Origin of the sequence: Nocardioides sp. cx-169 (assembly GCF_021083605.1) — a bacterium.
Taxonomy (GTDB): Bacteria; Actinomycetota; Actinomycetes; order Propionibacteriales; family Nocardioidaceae; genus Nocardioides.
The window spans coordinates 148427-165223 of the sequence record NZ_JAJNRO010000005.1 but is presented as its reverse complement, the minus strand read 5'-3'; the positions used below and the strand labels follow the sequence as shown (position 1 = coordinate 165223).

The 16797-nt window shown below is 72.0% G+C and carries 18 protein-coding genes; 9 read left to right on the top strand and 9 right to left on the bottom strand.

Annotation, left to right across the window (positions count from 1 at the left end):
- Positions 1–7: 7 nt before the first annotated feature.
- The 4 genes from LRP67_RS10735 to LRP67_RS10720 form a co-directional block, all read right to left on the bottom strand.
- Entirely contained in the window at positions 8–1594 is a 1587-nt protein-coding gene (locus tag LRP67_RS10735) for a cell wall metabolism sensor histidine kinase WalK (protein WP_231270172.1), read from the bottom strand.
- Positions 1595–1688: 94 nt separating this feature from the next.
- Positions 1689–2471: an isoprenyl transferase gene (locus tag LRP67_RS10730; RefSeq protein WP_231270171.1), complete on the bottom strand. Its 783-nt coding sequence runs from the start codon at positions 2469–2471 to the stop codon at positions 1689–1691.
- 9 nt (positions 2472–2480) lie between these two features.
- Positions 2481–3209 (bottom strand): DNA repair protein RecO, encoded by a 729-nt coding sequence (gene recO / locus LRP67_RS10725; RefSeq protein ID WP_231270170.1) that lies wholly within the window; start codon positions 3207–3209, stop codon positions 2481–2483.
- Positions 3210–3225: 16 nt separating this feature from the next.
- Positions 3226–4083 carry an alpha/beta fold hydrolase gene (locus tag LRP67_RS10720; RefSeq protein ID WP_231270169.1) on the bottom strand — a complete coding sequence of 286 codons (858 nt, stop codon included), beginning with the start codon at positions 4081–4083 and terminating at the stop codon, positions 3226–3228.
- Between the two features lie 48 nt (positions 4084–4131).
- On the opposite strand from LRP67_RS10720, the gene LRP67_RS10715 reads away from it, so the two are divergent.
- Entirely contained in the window at positions 4132–4299 is a 168-nt protein-coding gene (locus LRP67_RS10715) for a hypothetical protein (RefSeq protein ID WP_231270168.1), read from the top strand.
- Between the two features lie 2 nt (positions 4300–4301).
- On the opposite strand, the gene LRP67_RS10710 is transcribed toward LRP67_RS10715, so the two are convergent.
- Positions 4302–4517 (bottom strand): CDGSH iron-sulfur domain-containing protein, encoded by a 216-nt coding sequence (locus LRP67_RS10710; protein WP_231270167.1) that lies wholly within the window; start codon positions 4515–4517, stop codon positions 4302–4304.
- The gene (locus tag LRP67_RS10705; protein ID WP_231270166.1) at positions 4514–5476 is read right to left on the bottom strand and encodes an iron-containing redox enzyme family protein; all 963 of its coding nucleotides are present in this window, start codon (positions 5474–5476) and stop codon (positions 4514–4516) included. Before LRP67_RS10705 ends, LRP67_RS10710 begins: the two co-directional genes overlap by 4 nt.
- A 172-nt stretch (positions 5477–5648) precedes the next feature.
- Here LRP67_RS10705 and LRP67_RS10700 point away from each other — a divergent pair, with 172 nt between their 5' ends.
- The 5 genes from LRP67_RS10700 to LRP67_RS10680 all read left to right on the top strand — a co-directional run bounded on the left by LRP67_RS10700 (position 5649) and on the right by LRP67_RS10680 (position 11161).
- Positions 5649–6494, top strand: coding sequence for a sigma-70 family RNA polymerase sigma factor (locus LRP67_RS10700; protein WP_231270165.1), 846 nt, complete (start codon positions 5649–5651; stop codon positions 6492–6494).
- A gap of 145 nt (positions 6495–6639) precedes the next feature.
- Positions 6640–7596 (top strand): TIGR03557 family F420-dependent LLM class oxidoreductase, encoded by a 957-nt coding sequence (locus LRP67_RS10695; RefSeq protein ID WP_231270164.1) that lies wholly within the window; start codon positions 6640–6642, stop codon positions 7594–7596.
- A complete protein-coding gene (locus LRP67_RS10690) occupies positions 7593–8033 on the top strand; it encodes an SRPBCC family protein (RefSeq protein ID WP_231270163.1) in 441 nt (146 codons plus the stop codon). The genes LRP67_RS10695 and LRP67_RS10690 overlap by 4 nt, the downstream gene beginning before the upstream one ends.
- A 7-nt stretch (positions 8034–8040) precedes the next feature.
- Positions 8041–9624, top strand: coding sequence for an NAD(P)/FAD-dependent oxidoreductase (locus LRP67_RS10685; RefSeq protein ID WP_231270162.1), 1584 nt, complete (start codon positions 8041–8043; stop codon positions 9622–9624).
- 52 nt (positions 9625–9676) lie between these two features.
- Entirely contained in the window at positions 9677–11161 is a 1485-nt protein-coding gene (locus LRP67_RS10680) for an FAD-dependent oxidoreductase (RefSeq protein ID WP_231270161.1), read from the top strand.
- 102 nt (positions 11162–11263) lie between these two features.
- Here LRP67_RS10680 and leuA read toward each other — a convergent pair whose 3' ends face one another.
- Entirely contained in the window at positions 11264–13006 is a 1743-nt protein-coding gene (gene leuA, locus LRP67_RS10675; RefSeq protein WP_231270160.1) for a 2-isopropylmalate synthase, read from the bottom strand.
- A gap of 238 nt (positions 13007–13244) precedes the next feature.
- On the opposite strand from leuA, the gene LRP67_RS10670 reads away from it, so the two are divergent.
- The 3 genes from LRP67_RS10670 to LRP67_RS10660 all read left to right on the top strand — a co-directional run bounded on the left by LRP67_RS10670 (position 13245) and on the right by LRP67_RS10660 (position 15108).
- On the top strand, positions 13245–13424 hold the full coding sequence (locus LRP67_RS10670; RefSeq protein ID WP_231270159.1) for a hypothetical protein: 180 nt from the start codon (positions 13245–13247) through the stop codon (positions 13422–13424).
- A 208-nt stretch (positions 13425–13632) separates the two neighbouring features.
- On the top strand, positions 13633–14193 hold the full coding sequence (locus tag LRP67_RS10665) for a methyltransferase (RefSeq protein ID WP_231270158.1): 561 nt from the start codon (positions 13633–13635) through the stop codon (positions 14191–14193).
- 201 nt (positions 14194–14394) lie between these two features.
- The gene (locus LRP67_RS10660) at positions 14395–15108 is read left to right on the top strand and encodes a sigma-70 family RNA polymerase sigma factor (RefSeq protein WP_231270157.1); all 714 of its coding nucleotides are present in this window, start codon (positions 14395–14397) and stop codon (positions 15106–15108) included.
- Between the two features lie 3 nt (positions 15109–15111).
- Here LRP67_RS10660 and LRP67_RS10655 read toward each other — a convergent pair whose 3' ends face one another.
- Positions 15112–16473 (bottom strand): sodium:proton antiporter, encoded by a 1362-nt coding sequence (locus tag LRP67_RS10655; RefSeq protein ID WP_231270156.1) that lies wholly within the window; start codon positions 16471–16473, stop codon positions 15112–15114.
- Between the two features lie 28 nt (positions 16474–16501).
- On the bottom strand, positions 16502–16777 hold the full coding sequence (locus LRP67_RS10650) for a response regulator transcription factor (RefSeq protein ID WP_231270155.1): 276 nt from the start codon (positions 16775–16777) through the stop codon (positions 16502–16504).
- Positions 16778–16797 lie beyond the last annotated feature (20 nt).

Here is a 16797-nt window from a genome sequence, read left to right as displayed (position 1 = left end):
CCGCCCACTAGGAGAGGGGCAGCCGCACCCGGAAGGTGCTGCCGCGGCCGATCTCGCTGTCGACGTCGATGCGGCCACCGTGGCCCTCGACGATGCTGCGGGCGATGCTGAGCCCGAGTCCCACGCCCTGGATCGACTGCTCCTCGGCGTGCTGCGACCGGAAGAAGCGCGTGAAGAGGCGATCCCGGTCGGCGGCGTCGATGCCGACGCCGGTGTCGGTGACGGCGATCTCGACCCGGTTGACGTCGGTGCCGAGGGCGACGGTGACCCGGCCTCCCGGCTCGGTGTACTTGATCGCGTTGGACAGCAGGTTGTCGAGGACCTGGGCGATCCGCTGCGGGTCCACCCTGAGCATCAGCCGCTGCGGTGTCCGCAGGCCGAGGGTGACGCCGCGATCGCGGGCGTGGGGCTCGGCGGCCTGGACGGCCTGCCGGACGATCTGCACCAGGTCGCACTCGACCCGCCGGAAGTACATCGCTTCGTCGTCGATCTGGCCGGTGTGCAGAAGGTCCTCGACGAGGCGCTGCAGCCGCTCGGTGTTGCGGACCACGACCTCGAGCTGGGAGCGGACCTGGGGGTCGAGGTCGTGGCGCTCGAGCAACAGCATCGCGTACCCGTGGATGGAGGTGAGCGGGGTGCGCAGCTCGTGCGAGACCAAGCTGATGAACTCGTCCTTGACCGTCAGCGCGCGCATGAGCTCCGTGACGTCGGTGTAGGCGAGCGCCGCACCCGCCAAGTCGCCCGACGCGTCGCGCACCGCCCGTGCCGAGACCGACAGCGCCCGCCGTGACACCGGGTCGTCGCCCACCCAGATCCGGAGGTCGTCGAACTCCTCCCCCATGGAGGCGAGCGTCGAGGGCATGTCCTGGGTGGGGACCTCCGTGCTCCCGTCGGCGTCGTAGACGAGGCCGAGCTGGCCGGCCATCCCGGCGTGCCCCTCGGGGTAGGCCAGGCGCATGAAGTCGCCGTGCCTGCGGTTGTAGGCCTGGTAGGCGCCCTCCGCGTCCAGCAGCACCAACCCCACGTCGACGCTGTCGAGGATGGCCGCGGAGACCCGCCGTTCGTGCTGCAGGCGGCTGACCGCCAAGGCCATCGCCATCGCGGCCACGACCGCGACCAGGACCGAGAGGACCATGCGGGAGACGTTGGGACCGTCGAGGCCGAAGTAGAGGAAGTTCGGGACCCCGACGAGCAGGACTGCCGCCACCGCGGTGACCACGACTCCGCGGCGCCCGAAGTAGCGGCCGAGGTAGAGCCCCGGCAGCACCATCAGCACGGCCGAGCCGCCGCCCTGCGCGTCGAGCCGGAACAGCCCGATGACCAGCAGGTCGGCGACCGCCAGAGCCGCGGGGCTCGCCGCGGGCAGCCGGTCCCACGGCAGCACGAACGCCGCCAGCGTCACGACCACCAGCAGGCCGGCGCCGACCCGGGGCCAGGGGCCGCTGTCGACGTCTCCGAGGAAGCGCAGTCCCAGGTCCAGGGCGAAGAGCAGGGCGCACAGCGATTGGGACACCGCCGGTCGGGCGAAGGCGTCGGGCGCTGTGGACGGGCTGGTCAGGTCACCGCGCCCCGTCCCGATCTCGCGCACCGCCATGCACGGCTCCCTCCGCTCGGCCTCTGGCACACCCTGGCAGAGAGTCGCCGTCGCCAGCCAGCACGACGTGCGCACCGGGCCGAGCCCGAGCGGACTAGGAGGTGAAGTTCGGCTCGGCGCCACCGTAGCGGCGGTCCCGGCCGGCGTAGATCTCGATCGCCTGCCACAGGGAGCGGCGGTCGACGTCGGGCCAGAGGATGTCGGTGAAGACCAGCTCGCTGTAGGCCGCCTGCCAGAGCATGAAGTTGGACAGCCGCTGCTCGCCCGAGGTGCGCCAGACCAGGTCGGCGTCGGACTGCTCGGGCACGTAGAGGTGGCGGGCGAAGGTCCGCTCGTCGACCTTGTCGGCCTTGAGCCGCCCGGCCGCCACCTCCTGGGCGATCCGGCGGGCGGTGTCGGCGAGCTCCGCGCGGCCGCCGTAGTTGACGCACATCGTGAGCGTCAGCACGTCGTTGTCCTTCGTGAGCTCCTCGGCGACCTGCAGCTCGCGGATCACCGACTTCCACAGCCGCGGCGCCCGGCCGGCCCACCGCACGCGGACGCCGAGCTCGTGCATCTCGTCGCGCCGCCGCCGGATCACGTCGCGGTTGAAGCCCATGAGGAACTTGACCTCGTCGGGCGAGCGCGACCAGTTCTCGGTCGAGAAGGCATAGGCCGAGACCGCCTTCACGCCGATCTCGATCGCCCCCTCGACCACGTCGAAGAGCGAGCTCTCGCCCTGCTCGTGGCCCTTGGTGCGCGGCAGCCCGCGCTCCTTGGCCCACCGGCCGTTGCCGTCCATGACGATCGCCACGTGTGCCGGGACCAGGTCCTTTGGGATCGTGGGTGGCCGCGCGCCCGACGGGTGCGGGGTCGGCTTGCGGACGGCTCGCTTCACGGGGCGACGCTATCGCTCGACGTGCTCCAGCGAGCGCAGGCCTCGTTCGAGGTGCCACTGCAAGAACGCCGACACCAGACCGCTGGCCTCGCGAAGCTGCCGGGCATCCGCCGCCTCGACGACCGGCCAGTCCCCGGTAAGCAGGGCACTCATCGTCGCGATCACCTGGGGCGAGGGGTTGGCCGAGCCCGGCAGCCGGCAGGTCGTGCACAGCATCCCGCCCATCGACGGGTTGAACCACTTGTGCGGGCCCTCGATCCCGCAGTGGGCGCACGCGTCGAACGACGGTGCGTAGCCGGCCACCGCGAGCGAGCGGAGAAGGTAGGAGTCGAGGATCTGTCCCGGCCGGTGCTCGCCGGCCGCCATCGCCCGCAGGCCGCCCACCAGCAGCAGGAACTGCTGCAGCGAGGGCTGCTTCTCCTCCGAGACCAGCCGCTCGGCTGTCTCGAGCATCGCGGTGCCCGCGGTGTAGCGCTCGTAGTCGGCGCCTAGACCCGAGGAGAACGCGGACTTGGTCTCGGCCTGGGTGATCGTGTCGAGGTTGCGCCCCTCCGCGAGCTGCAGGTCGACGTGGGTGAACGGCTCGAGCCGGGAGCCGAACCGCGACGTCGTGCGGCGTACCCCCTTGGCGACGGCGCGCACGCGCCCGTTGCTGCGGGTCAGCAGGGTGATGATGCGGTCGGCCTCCCCCAGCTTGTGGGTGCGCAGGACGATCGCCTCGTCGCGGTAGAGAGGCACCCTCCCATTCTGCCCGCTAGGTGGCCGTGCGGCGGCTGCGACGCGGCGTCTTCCAGCAGCGGAGTGCGAAGGCGGCCGCCTCGGCGTTCAACCGCTCCGGCCGCAGCCGCCACTCCAGGATGCTCTCGGCCCGGACGAAGGTGGCCTGCGGCAGCTCCTCGGCCAGCATCGCGGCGTCGGCCGCGGGGTGGATCGGGTCGGCCGGATGCCCGACCACCAGGGCGGGCACCCGGATCCCGCGCCGCTGCCGCGAGGGCGGTGCGATCCGCCCGAAGAACAGCCCGTGCACCACCGCCGCCATGGCGTCGGCCCGCTGGTCCAGCGTGTCCAGGACGATGCCGGCCCAGAACGGCACGATCCCCCGCGGGACCGGCCGGGTCAGCCGACGTACGGCGGTGATCGTGAACGGCAGGAACCGCGCGGAGAACAGCACCGGCCCGAACGCGAGGATCCCGGCCTCGAGCGCGTTGTCCAGGACGGGCATCTCGCACATCAGGCCGCGCACGCGATCGGGGGCGATCACCGCGACCTCGAGCGAGACGTTGGCGCCCAGCGAGGTCCCGCCGATGACGGCCTGCGGTGCCCCGAGGTGGTCGAGCAGCGCCACGACCTGCTCGGCGAAGGCGGTCGTCGAGTAGACGAGCGGGTCCGCCGGACGGTCGGAGCGACCGTGGCCGAGCAGGTCGAGGGTGACCACGTGCAGGCCCTCGGCGGCCAGCGCCCGCGCGAGCGGCTGCTGCATGCGACGCGGCATCAGCTGTCCGTGCAGCAGGACCACCCAGGCGTCGCCGGCGCCGTACTCGGTGTACTCCAGCCGGTCCCGGCCATGGTCGCCGTCGATGAAGAGCTGGCCGATGCGTTCGGAGACGAGCATGCCCGCAGGCTAAAGCATGTCCGGGCCGCGGCCCGGGTACCGCGAGCCATGAGCACTCACGGACAGGATCGACCGATCGACCTCGGCGGCACCCCCGCCGGCGAGAACCTCGACCCAGCCGACGTCGAGGAGCGCCTCGACGTCTCCCCGGAGGAGCAGGTCAACCGCGCGGAGCGGCGCGGCGAGGACGACCTGGACCTGCGCGACGAGGAGTAGCGCTAGGACGGGGCCAGCTTCTCGGGCAGCAGCTTGTGGGTGCCGTCGCACCACGGCTTGCGTGCGGACTTGTCGCATCGGCACAGCGCGGTCACCCGGCGCGTGGTCTCGTGCAGCTCGCCCGCGGAGTCCTGGATGACGTGCTTGCCCCTCAGGAGCATCGGGCCGCCGGGGCAGAGCACGACGTCGGCGTGCTCATAGTTGGGTACGTCGCTCATGTCCCGACCCCCCAGCGGGCGAGCAGGGTCTCGGCGAGCCGGTCCTCCAGGTCCAGGCATGCGAACGCGCCGAAGTAGACGTCGTCGCGCAGCTCCGGCTCTACGGCCAACAGCGCGCCGCAGATGGCGCGCACCGCGAGCTGCTCGTGCACCGCGTCGGCCTCGACGTGCTCGTCGTAGTAGTCGATCATCTCGCGGGCCATCCCCAGCCGGTCGAGTCCCTGGGCCATCTGGCGCGAAGGCACCGAGCTGGTCGCCTCGAAGGCCGCGAGGTGCCCCAGCGCGGCGCCGCGCAGGCGGCGGTGCAGGCCCAGCAGCGACATCGCGTTGTTCTGCTCGAGGACCTCCACCGGCACGTCGTCGACGTAGGCGCCGTACTCGGAGCGCAGGCCGATGGCCTCCATCCCGCTCACGAACAGGTGCGAGTGCAGGCGGTTGGGGTCGCCGGAGCCGTACTCGTCGTACTGCAGCTCCATCAGCGCCGCCTTGGGTGCGGTCGGCAGCCGGGGCACGACGAAGGCCGTGGGGTCAGCCTCCTTGAGGTGGTAGACCGAGCGCAGGCGGAAGAGGTCCAGGACCTGCTGCTCGTCGGCCTCGGTCTGCACGAAGCGTGCGAGCGAGCGTCCGTCGTGGCCACCGATGAACGCGAAGAAGTCGTCCGCGAAGTCGTCGCGGGGCTCGTGCGGGCTCGTGTAGGACTCCCAGCGCGTGCGCAGCCGGGCCTCGAGGTCCACCTCGAGCGCACGCCGCACGGCGAGCAGGTCGGGGTCCCACTCCGCGGTGTCGTCGACGTCGTCGAAGCCGCGGTAGGCCAGCTCGTACAGGGCCCACAGCGTGATGGCGGCGTCCTCGGGCCCGTCGGCCTCCGGGTGCGCGCGGGCCACGGGCTCGGCGGGGATGGCGCGCATCGACTCGAACACCGCCGCGCTCAGCGGACCGCGCGGCTTGGGAAGCATCATGCCCGCTCAGTACCCGCCCGGGAGGGGCCCGAAAACCTACGAACGCATGGCATCCGCCACCCCTCGGGGTGATTTCCCCCAAGCACCCCTTGGGGTGGACGAGGGCTCGGCGCAGCCGTCCTAGCGTCACAAGGGATGAGGAACGAGCCTCATCTCGGGAAGGAGGCGCCTGATGACAGCTGCACCCACCGCCCGGCGCGGACCCCGGCGCCTCGACGGCGACCGCGGGCTCACCAGGGCCGAGCGCAGCGAGCGCACCGCGGCGCTGCTGGAGGCCGCCGCCGAGTCCACCGACCCCGTCGAGAGCCGGGCTCTGCTCGACGAGGTCATCGTGATCAACCGCGGCGTCGCGGAGTCCGTGGCCTCGCGCTACTACGACCGCGGCGTCGACCGCGAGGATCTGCGGCAGGTCGCCTACGAGGGGCTGACCAAGGCCGTCCGCCGGTTCGACCCCCATACCCGCAACGACCTGCTCACCTTCGCGGTCCCCACCATCCGCGGGGAGCTGCTGCGCTACTTCCGCGACCGGGGCTGGACCGTCCGACCGCCGCGGCGCGTCCAGGAGCTCCAGTGGCGCGTCAACCAGGCCATCGAGTCGCTCGAGGGTGAGCTGGGCCGCACGCCGACGTCCCGCGAGATCGTGGAGCGGCTCGGCATCACCGACGGCGAGTACCGCGAGGCGCTCGAGGCCTTCGGCTCCTTCCAGCCCGCCTCGCTGGACCAGCCCGTCACCGCCGACTCCGCGACGAGCATCGGCGACCTGCTGCCGGCCACCGACCGCGAGATCAGCGCCAGCGAGGCCCGCCTCACTCTGGCGCCCGTCGTACGCCGGCTGTCCGAGCGCGACCGGCGCGTCCTGCACCTGCGCTTCTTCGACGACCTCACCCAGGAGGAGATCGGCCGGGACCTCGGCGTGACCCAGATGCAGGTCTCCCGCCTGCTCAGCCGGATCCTCGGCACCCTGCGTCACGAGATCGGAGCCGAGCTCTCCCCGCCCGCACGCCGCGCGAGCGCCTGAGCCGGCCGGGTGGCCTGCATGACGGCCACCGACGTGGGCACCGTAGCGCCATGACCGACCTGCGCGCGCTCGTGCTGTCCTGCACCCTCACGCCGTCGCCCACCGAGTCCTGCGCCACGCTGAAGAGCGAGGAGTACCCCGCGACATGAAGATCGGCTACTTCCTCTCCTGCGAGGAGTACACCCCCGCCGAGCTGGTCGAGCAGGCGGTCGCCGCCGAGCGCGCCGGCTTCGAGGCCCTGTGGATCAGCGACCACTTCCACCCCTGGAACGACGAGCAGGGCCAGAGCCCGTTCGTCTGGAGCGTCATCGGGGCCCTGTCGCAGGCGTGCTCGCTGCCCGTCACGACGGCGGTCACCTGCCCCACCGTGCGCCTCCACCCCGCGGTGATCGCCCAGGCCGCGGCCACCGCGTCGGTGATGCTCAACGGGCGGTTCGTGCTCGGCGTCGGCACCGGCGAGGCCCTCAACGAGCACGTGCTCGGCGACGCCTGGCCGTCGTACGACGTGCGCATGGAGATGCTCGAGGAGGCCGTGGCGCTCATCCGGCGCCTGTGGGAGGGAGACTTCGTGACCACGCGCGGCACGCACTACGAGGTCAGCAACGCGCGGATCTACACGCGACCCGACAGCCCTCCGCCCGTCTACGTCAGCGGCTTCGGCCCCAAGGCGGTCGACGACCTGTCCCGGTTCGCCGACGGCTTCATGTCCACCACGCCCGACGCGGAGATGGTGCACCGTTTCAAGGACGCGACCGGCGGCAAGCCGGCGCAGGCCGGCTGCAAGGTCGCCTGGGCCGAGACCGAGGACGAGGGCATCGACCACGCCCACCGGCTGTGGGCCAACTCCGGACTGCCCGGCGAGCTCTCCCAGGTGCTGCCCTCCGTGCGCCACTTCGAGCAGGCGTCCACTCTGGTCACCCGGGAGGCCACGGCCGAGAGCGTGGTCGCCGGCCCCGACCTGGAGCCGCACCTCGCCCAGCTGCGCGAGTATCGCGACGCCGGCTTCGACGAGGTCTACGTCGCCAACATGGGACCGCACTTCCGCGACATGATCGAGGCCTACGGCCGCGATGTCCTTCCCACCCTGAGGAGTGATGGATGAGCACCACCGAGCGCACGGTCCACGCCACGCCCGAGCAGGTCTGGGACGTCCTCAGCGACGGCTGGCTCTACCCGCTGTGGGTCGTGGGGGCCTCGCGCATGCGCGACGTCGACGACACCTGGCCCGAGGTCGGAGCGCGGCTGCACCACTCGGTCGGCGCGTGGCCCGCCCTCATCGACGACAACACCGAGGTCGAGGAGTGTCGACCGCTGCGGATGCTGCGCATGCGCGCCCGCGCCTGGCCCACCGGCGAGGCCGACGTGACGCTGCACCTCGAGCCCGTCGGCGCAGAGACCCGCATCGTGATGGAGGAGAACGCCGTCAGCGGGCCCGCCGTACTCATCCCCAAGCCGCTGCAGGACCCCCTGCTGGCCTGGCGCAACGTCGAGTCGCTGCGGCGCCTCGCCTACCTGTGCGAGCGCCGGGCTGCCCGATGAGCCGACCGTGAGCCGGCACGACGCGATCGTCGTCGGCGCCGGCCCCAACGGGCTGGTCGCCGCCAACCGGCTGATCGACGCCGGCTGGTCGGTGCTGGTCCTCGAGGCACAGCCGACCGTGGGCGGCGCCGTCCGCAGCGACCGCGAGCTCGACCCCGACTTCGTGCACGACACCTTCAGCGCGTTCTACCCACTGGCTGCCGCGTCGAGCGGCATCGCGTCGTTCCGCCTGGAGGAGCACGGCCTGCGGTGGCGGCATGCTCCGGCCGTCCTCGGCCACCCGACGCCCGACGGGCGGTGGGCGGTGCTGCACCGCGACCGCCAGGTGACGGCTGCGCTCATGGACGAGCAGCACGCAGGAGACGGCCGGCTGTGGCTGGACCTCTGCGAGAGCTGGGACCGCATCGGCGGCCCGCTCATCGACGGACTGCTCACGCCATTCCCCCCGGTGCGGGCCGGGGTCTCCATGCTGACCCGGCTGCGGGCGGCCGGTGGTCTGGAGCTGGTCCGGACCCTGCTCACACCCGCTGCCGACCTGCGCCACCGCTTCGGCGGCGCCGCTCCTGGGCTGCTGATCGCGGGCAACGCCGGCCACGCGGACCTGCCGCTGGACGGCTCGGGCTCGGGGGCCTTCGGGATCCTGATGACGATGCTCGGGCAGACCGTGGGCTTCCCGGTGCCCGAGGGTGGCGCCGGGCGGCTCACCGAGGCACTCGCGCGTCGGCTCGAGTCCAAGGGCGGCGAGATCCGGTGCGATGCGGAGGTGGAGCGGGTCGTCGTCGAGCACGGCCGCGCGGTCGCAGCGCTGACCACCGACGGGCGCCGTCACGACGCCGGGCGCGCGGTGGTCGCCGACGTGATCGCGTCGCGCCTCTTCGGCGGCCTCGTCCCCGGGGTCGACCTCCCCGAGCGGGTGAGCCGCGGGATGCGCGACTTCCAGCTGGACCCCGGCACGGTCAAGGTCGACTGGGCGCTCGACGGGCCGGTCCCGTGGGCCAGCGCCCCGCCGTACGCGCCCGGCACCTTCCATGTGGCCGACTCGGTCGCGCAGATGAACGAGGCCACCGGCCAGGTCGCGGCGGGTGTGCTGCCGGCGGCACCCTTCCTGCTCGCGGGCCAGATGACCACCTCGGACCCCACCCGCTCCCCCGCCGGCACCGAGTCGCTGTGGGCCTACACGCACGTGCCACAGCCGGGCCGCATGGTGCGCGACGTCGGCGAGGAGGTGCGCGGCGAGTGGGACGCCTCGGACCTGGAGCGCTTCGCGGACCGGATCCAGGACCGCATCGAGCGGCTCGCCCCCGGCTTCGAGGTGCGCATCCGCGCCCGACGGGTGCTGGGGCCGCACGAGCTGGAGCGCCGCAACGCCAACCTGGTGGGCGGCGCCATCAACGGTGGCACCTCGCAGCTGCACCAGGAGCTCTTCCTGCGTCCCGTGCCCGGCCTGCGTGGACGACCCGAGACCGGAATCGCCGGGCTCTACCTCGGCTCCGCCTCAGCCCACCCCGGCGGCGGCGTGCACGGCGCCCCCGGCATGAACGCCGCCCGCGCCGCCCTCCTCCACCACCGCCTGCGCCGCCTTCGCCGCTGACCGCGACGGCCGCGGCGCTGCATCATTTGCGCGGGCCCGGGGACCGGAGGCCATGGCACTCGTCTCCCTGTGGCAGGACCGGCACCCCGCGCGTGACCTCGAGCAGCAGCCCGTGGAGGGCCACGCGGACGTGGTGGTGGTCGGCGGAGGCATCACCGGTCTCATGACGGCCCTGCTGCTGGGGCGTGCCGGACGGTCGGTGACGCTCCTCGAGGCCGAGCACGTCGGGCACGGCACCACCGGCCGCTCGACGGCCAAGGTCAGCCTCCTCCAGGGGACCCAGCTCTCACAGATCGCCCAGCGGCACGCCGCCGACGTCGTGGTCGACTACGTCGTCGCCAACACCGAGGCGCAGGCATGGGTGGCCCGCTTCTGCGACGACCACCAGGTCGACGTGCAGCGCCGCCCGGCCTACACCTACGCCCACGGCAGCCGCGGCCGGACCGCCGCACGGCGTGAGCTCACGCTGGCCCGGCGAGCCGGCTTGGACGCGACCTGGCAGGACGAGCTCGACCTCCCCTTCCCCACCGCCGGGGCCGTGCGCCTGGACAACCAGCTGCAGCTGGACCCGATGGAGCTGCTGCACGCCCTGGCCGAGCAGGCGACGGCACACGGGGTCCGAATCGTGGAGGGTGCGCGGGTGCTCAAGGTCCGCTCGGAGGACCGGGTCCGGGTCGAGACCGAGTCCGGCACGATGGTCGCCGACCGCCTCGTCGTGGCGACCAACATGCCGATCCTGGACCGCGGCGGTTTCTTCGCGCGCGCCCACCCGGCGCGCTCCTACGGCATCGCGTTCGCCACCGACCAGCCGCGCGTCGACGGCATGTACCTCTCCGCGGACGCGCCGTCCCGCTCGCTGCGCGACGTCCCCACCGCGGACGGCTCGCTGCTGCTCGTCGGCGGCGCGGGGCACACCACCGGCCGGGGTGCCCCCGAGTCCACCCGCTTCGACTCCCTGCGCCGGTGGACCGCCGAGCACTACCCCGGCGCCCGGGAGACCCACGCCTGGTCGGCGCAGGACTACGTGCCGGCACACGCGCTGCCTTACGTCGGACCGCTGGTCCCCCGTCAGGAGCGCATCCTGGTCGCCGGCGGCTACTCCAAGTGGGGCATGACCAACGGGGTCGCGGCCGCGCTGGCCCTCGCCGCCGAGATCCTCGGCGGACACATCGAGTGGGCGCGGGTGATGCGCACGTGGAGCCGCCACGAGGTCTCCGGCGCGCCGGAGCACCTGCGGATCAACGGCGAGGTCGGCTTCGAGATGGCCCGCGGCTGGGTGCGCCCGCTCCGCCCGGCGAGCGAGGGTCCCCAGGAGGGCACGGGCCGGGTCCGCTACGACCACCTCGGCGCCCCCACCGCCGAGGCGACCGTGAACGGTCACACGGCCCGGGTGTCGGCGGTCTGCACGCACCTGGGCGGCATCGTGCGCTTCAACGACGCCGAGCGCACCTGGGACTGCCCCCTGCACGGGTCGCGCTTCGGTCCGGACGGCGAGGTCGTCGAGGGACCCGCGGTCTGCGGGCTCCGTAGGGCCTAGCCGCTGCGGACAGGTGGTGGCGAGAGCGCCTGGTGGTGTGGCCGCCGACGGGCTGCGGGCCACCCCCCGCTGACCCGTCACAGACTTCTGACGGGTCAGCGGTCAGAGGGTGGTGGCGCCGCGGTTGACCGCGCTCACGACCGCCTTCAGCGAGGCGGTCACGATGTTGGCGTCGACGCCGACGCCCCAGAGGACCTGGTCGCCGACCGCGCACTCGACGTACGCCGCGGCCATGGCGTCGCCGCCCGAGGAGAGCGCATGCTCGTGGTAGTCGAGCACCCGGACGTCGAAGCCACCGCCGAGCCCGGTGCGGGGCAGCTCGTTGATCGCGTTGACGAACGCCGCGATCGGGCCGTTGCCGGACCCCTCCAGGGTGCGGACCTCGCCGTCGACGTAGACGTTCACGCTCAGCGCGTCCTTCTCGCCCTCGGCGGAGCTGGTGTGCACCGAGTTGAGCCGCAGCGGCGCCTCGCGGTCGAGGTACTCGCTGCGGAACACGCCCCAGATCTCGTCGGGAGACACCTCGCCGCCCTCGGCGTCGGTGCGCTGCTGGATCACTCGGCTGAACTCGATCTGCGCGCGTCGCGGCAGGTCGAGCTTGTGCTCGGCCTTGAGGATGTAGGCCACCCCGCCCTTGCCGGACTGGCTGTTGACCCGGATGACCGCCTCGTAGCTGCGGCCCACGTCCTTGGGGTCGATCGGCAGGTAAGGCACCGCCCACGGCTGCTCGTCGACGCTCACGCCGGCGGCGGCCGCGTCGCGCTCCATGGCCTCGAAGCCCTTCTTGATGGCGTCCTGGTGTGATCCGGAGAAGGCGGTGTAGACCAGGTCACCGCCGTAGGGGTGGCGCTCGGCGACCGGCAGCTGGTTGCAGTACTCCACCGTGCGTCGGATCTCGTCGATGTCGGAGAAGTCGATCTGCGGGTCGACGCCCTGGCTGAACAGGTTGAGCCCCAGCGTGACGAGGCAGACGTTGCCGGTGCGCTCGCCGTTGCCGAACAGGCAGCCCTCGATGCGGTCGGCGCCGGCGAGGTAGCCCAGCTCCGCCGCGGCGACGGCCGTGCCGCGGTCGTTGTGGGGGTGCAGTGACAGGACGACGTGCTCGCGGTGGGCGAGGTGGCGGTTCATCCACTCGATGGAGTCGGCGTAGACATTGGGCGTGGCCATCTCGACGGTCGCCGGCAGGTTGATGATCACCGGCTTGTCGGCCGTGGGCCCGAAGACCTCCAGCACCTCGTTGCAGACGCGCACGGCGAACTCGAGCTCGGTGCCCGTGTAGGACTCGGGGCTGTACTCGTAGAACACCTGCGTCTGCGGGATCGTCTCCTCGTACTTCTTGCACAGCCGGGCGCCCTGGACGGCGATGTCGGTGATGCCGTCCATGTCCAGCCCGAACACCACGCGCCGCTGCAGCGTGGAGGTGGAGTTGTACAGGTGGACGATGGCCTGCTTCGCCCCGGCGATGGCCTCGTAGGTGCGCCCGATGAGCTCCTCGCGCGCCTGGGTGAGGACCTGGATCACCACGTCGTCGGGGATCAGGTCCTCCTCGATGAGCTGGCGGACGAAGTCGAAGTCCGTCTGGCTCGCGCTCGGGAACCCGACCTCGATCTCCTTGTAGCCCATGGCCACCAAGAGCTCGAACATCGTCCTCTTGCGCGATGGCGACATCGGGTCGATGAGCGCCTGGTTGCCGTCACGCAGGTCGACCGCGCACCAGCGCGGCGCCTGGGTGATGGCCCGGTCCGGCCAGGTGCGGTCGGCGAGCGCGACGGGGGTGAACGGCTCGTAGCGCCCGAACGGCATGGGGCTGGGCTGCTGGGGGTTGCGGTGCTGGGTGTGGGTCATGGTTCCTCGCGGGTGTGGTGCCGATGTCGGCCGGTCGCACGCCTCACTCCGCAGCGAGGGGGTCCGGCTCTGGCTCAGACCTCGCTGCGGCAGCGAAGGAGAAGCTGGCGCATCGTCATGACGCCAGGACTGTACCGCAACCGCAGCTTCACCCGATCGGGTGGAACCCATAAGAGGGTGGTTTGACGGCGTCGCTACGAGGGCAGGAAGCCAGCACTCACCACTTGGAAGGATGCACGTGACCACACTCGACTGGCCCCTCGTCCTGACCCTCGCCGTCGCCGCCGCCGTTCTTGTCGGGGTCGTCGGCGGCTACCTGTCGGCACGTCTCGCCGTGATCGGCTCGGAGCGTCGGCTCAACCGGCCGGCGATGAGCATGCCGGTCGCGGTCGCGGCGGACGTCCCGGCCGATGTCTGACGGCGACTGGATGGTGGCGGCGGTCCTGCTGATCGGTGTCCCGCTCGCAGTGTGGGCCGGCGTATCGATGCTGCGCCGCCGTCCCTGAGATGGCGACGGAGCGGTTGACGGGCCGCTGCATGCGAGCTGGGCCTTGGGGCACCGGCCGATCATGACGGGGCGGCAGCGTATGGACTTCAGCCAACTCACGATCGAATACGACGATCGTGTGCTGACCCCGCGAGCCTGGACCACGATGCAGTCGCAGTGGGCGGCCGAGCTGATCCCCGACGCCCCCGTGGGTCGAGTCCTCGAACTGTGCGCCGGAGCCGGTCACATCGGGCTCCTGGCCGTGTGGCTGGCCAACCGCCCGCTCGTCTGTGTGGACCTCAACCCGGCGGCCTGTGAGCTGACCCAGGTCAACGCCTCCATGGCCGGCCTGGCCGACGACGTCGAGGTGCACTGCGGCGACCTCGCCGAGGTCGTGCCGTCAGAGCAGTTCGGGGTCGTGATCGCCGACCCGCCCTGGGTACCCGCGGCCGAGACCCAGCGCTTCCCCGAGGACCCGCTCCTGGCCATCGATGGCGGCGAGGACGGCCTGAGCGTGGCTCGGCTCTGCCTCGCGGTCGCGGCCGAGCGGGTCGCCGACGGAGGGCACGTGCTGATCCAGCTCGGCTCCTCCGAGCAGGCGCAGCGTCTCTCCTCGGAGGGGTGCGCCGACAGCCTGCGGCTGATCGAGATCCGCGACGGAGAGCGAGGAGTCGTCGCCAGGTTCGACCGCGTCGCCTAGACCAACGACCGCCCCTCACCCCTGCGGGTGGGCCCCTCCGGGAGCACTCACCCTCGGGGGTGTGTCGGGCAGCAAGCACACGGGTTCACTCTCGTAAGACACAAGATCGAGGGAGTCATGACGATCACCGCACTGGGGCGCACGGTCCCGAGGGAATTCCGAAGCCAGGAAACGGCTCGGCTCTTCGCGACCTTCCCTGACTTGGACGAGCGCGAGCGGGAGGCGGTGATCGAGCAGATCGTCGTCCTCAACATCCAGGTGGCGCACGCCATCGCGCGGCGCTACCAGAACCGCGGCGTGCCGGTCGAGGACCTCGAGCAGGTCGCCTGCCTGGCCCTGGTGCGGGCCGCACAGCGCTTCGACCACACGATGGACCGGGACTTCCTCTCCTACGCCGTGCCGACCATGACCGGCGAGGTGAAGCGCTACTTCCGCGACCACGGCTGGACCATCCGTCCGCCGCGCCGGATCCAGGAGATCCAGTCGCGGGTGATCGCCGAGCACAAGCAGGGCACCGTCGACGGGCGGCCGCCGACGCCCCGCGAGATCGCGGAGCGCCTCGACCTCGACATCGACGACGTCACCGAGGCGCTGAGTGCGGCCGTCTGCTTCCAGCCGATCTCGATCGACCAGGCGGTCGAGGCCGACAGCATGGAGTCGCTCTCGGACTTCCTGACGGTCGACGACTCGGGCGCGCAGGACGCCGCCGAGGCGCGCGCGCTCCTTGCGCCCGTCCTCAGGCACCTCTCGCGCGACGAGGTGCGGCTGCTCGCGATGACCTACGCGCAGGGGATGACCCAGCAGCAGATCGGTGAGGCCATCGGCGTCACGCAGATGACGATCTCGCGCAGGCTGACCCGGCTCATCGCCCGGCTACGCACCGAGCTGGGCGTCGACCTGCAGGCCGTGGCCTGACCGCTACGTCGGTTGCTGCCCGGCCAGCCCTGGGCCCTCCGCCCCGCGGCGCCGGTCGATCCGTGCCAGGACCGGCTTGGCGGTGACGCCGTGCACGAGCACCGAGAGCACGATGGTGAAGCCCACCGTCGACCACAGCCAGCGCAGCTCGTCGAACTCGGCCTCCCCTGCGGCGTAGGCCAGGTAGTACAGCGAGCCGACCCCGCGTACCCCGAAGAACGCGACCGCCAGCCGGTCGTGCTTGTCCAGGCCGCCGGGGCGGTCCTTCGCGCGCAGCCGCAGCGAGAGCGACGCCAGCCCCGCGAGCGGACGGATCACGAAGATCACCGCCACGCCCACGAGCACCCCGGCCCAGGTGAGCTCGTTCAGCAGCCCCCGGGTCGTCGCGATCCCGAGGAAGAGCAGCACGGCGAGGGTGAGCAGGCGCTCGAGGCGCTCGACGACCTCGTGCATGGCGCGGTGGTAGTCGTGGTGGCGCTCGGAGGCGCGCATGGCCATCGCGCAGGTGAAGACCGCGAGGAACCCGTAGCCGCCCACCAGCTCCGCGGCGCCGTACGACGCCAGGAGTGCGGCGAGCGCCAGCAGCGGCTCCCCCTGCTCGGCGAGCCGGAGCGAGGGACGAGACGAGCGGAAGGCCACCTTGCCCAGCAGCCAGCCGGCGCCCACGCCGACCGCTACGCCGAGGGTGACCTTGCCGACGAGGTACCAGCCGACCCACTCGCCGAACTCCGCCAGGCCGAAGCCACCGGCCGCGACCAGGATCGCCAGGTAGACGAACGGGAAGGCCAGCCCGTCGTTGAGCCCCGCCTCCGACGTCAGCGCGAAGCGGACCTCGTCCAGGCGCTCCACGGTGTCGCTGTTCTCCTCAGCCAGGCCCTGCTCGAGCTCTTCGAGGTCGTCGGCCAGCATCGGGCCGCCCACCTGCACGTCCGAGGCCAGCACCGGGTCGGTCGGCGCCAGCGCCGCCCCGAGGAGCAGCGCCGCGGCCGGAGCAAGACCGGCTGCCCACCAGCCGAGCACCGCGATGGCGCCGATCGTGATCGGCATGGCGATCACGAGCAGGCGCCAGGTCGGGGACCAGTGGCCCCAGGTGCGCAACTGACGCGGGCGCAGTGGCCGGTCCAGGGCCAGCCCGACGCCCATCAGCGCCACGAGGACGGTGAGCTCGGTGACGTGCAGGATGACCAGCTCATCGTCCACCGGATCCAGCGCGAACCCGCCGGAGAGCGGGAAGAGCCCGATCACCAGCCCGATGCCCACCAGGACCATCGGAGCGGAGATGGCCAGCGAGCGCAGTGCCTGGGGGAGAACGACGGCCAGCAGCAGGCACAGGCCCGCGACGAGGTAGGTCAGGGCGTCCGTCATCGGGGGCTCACCCTACGGACTCCCCCGGTCAGTCGTCGTCGGCCGGGACCTCCGGTGCGAAGCCGTGCTGGATCGCCCACCCCACCGCCTGCGACCTCCGCGTCACGCCCATCTTGCGGTAGGCGGTGCGGATGTAGGTCTTGACGGAGTTGATGCTCAGGAAGGCGGTCTCGGCGATCTCCTGGTGGGAGAGGCCCTGGACGATCAGGGCGACGATCTCGGACTCTCGTGCGGACAGGTTGGTCGTGGACGTCGAGGGAACCTCCGTGCCCTCCGGCGCCGTGCCGCTCTCGGTGCTGCTCACACTCCAACCCTGTCAGCACC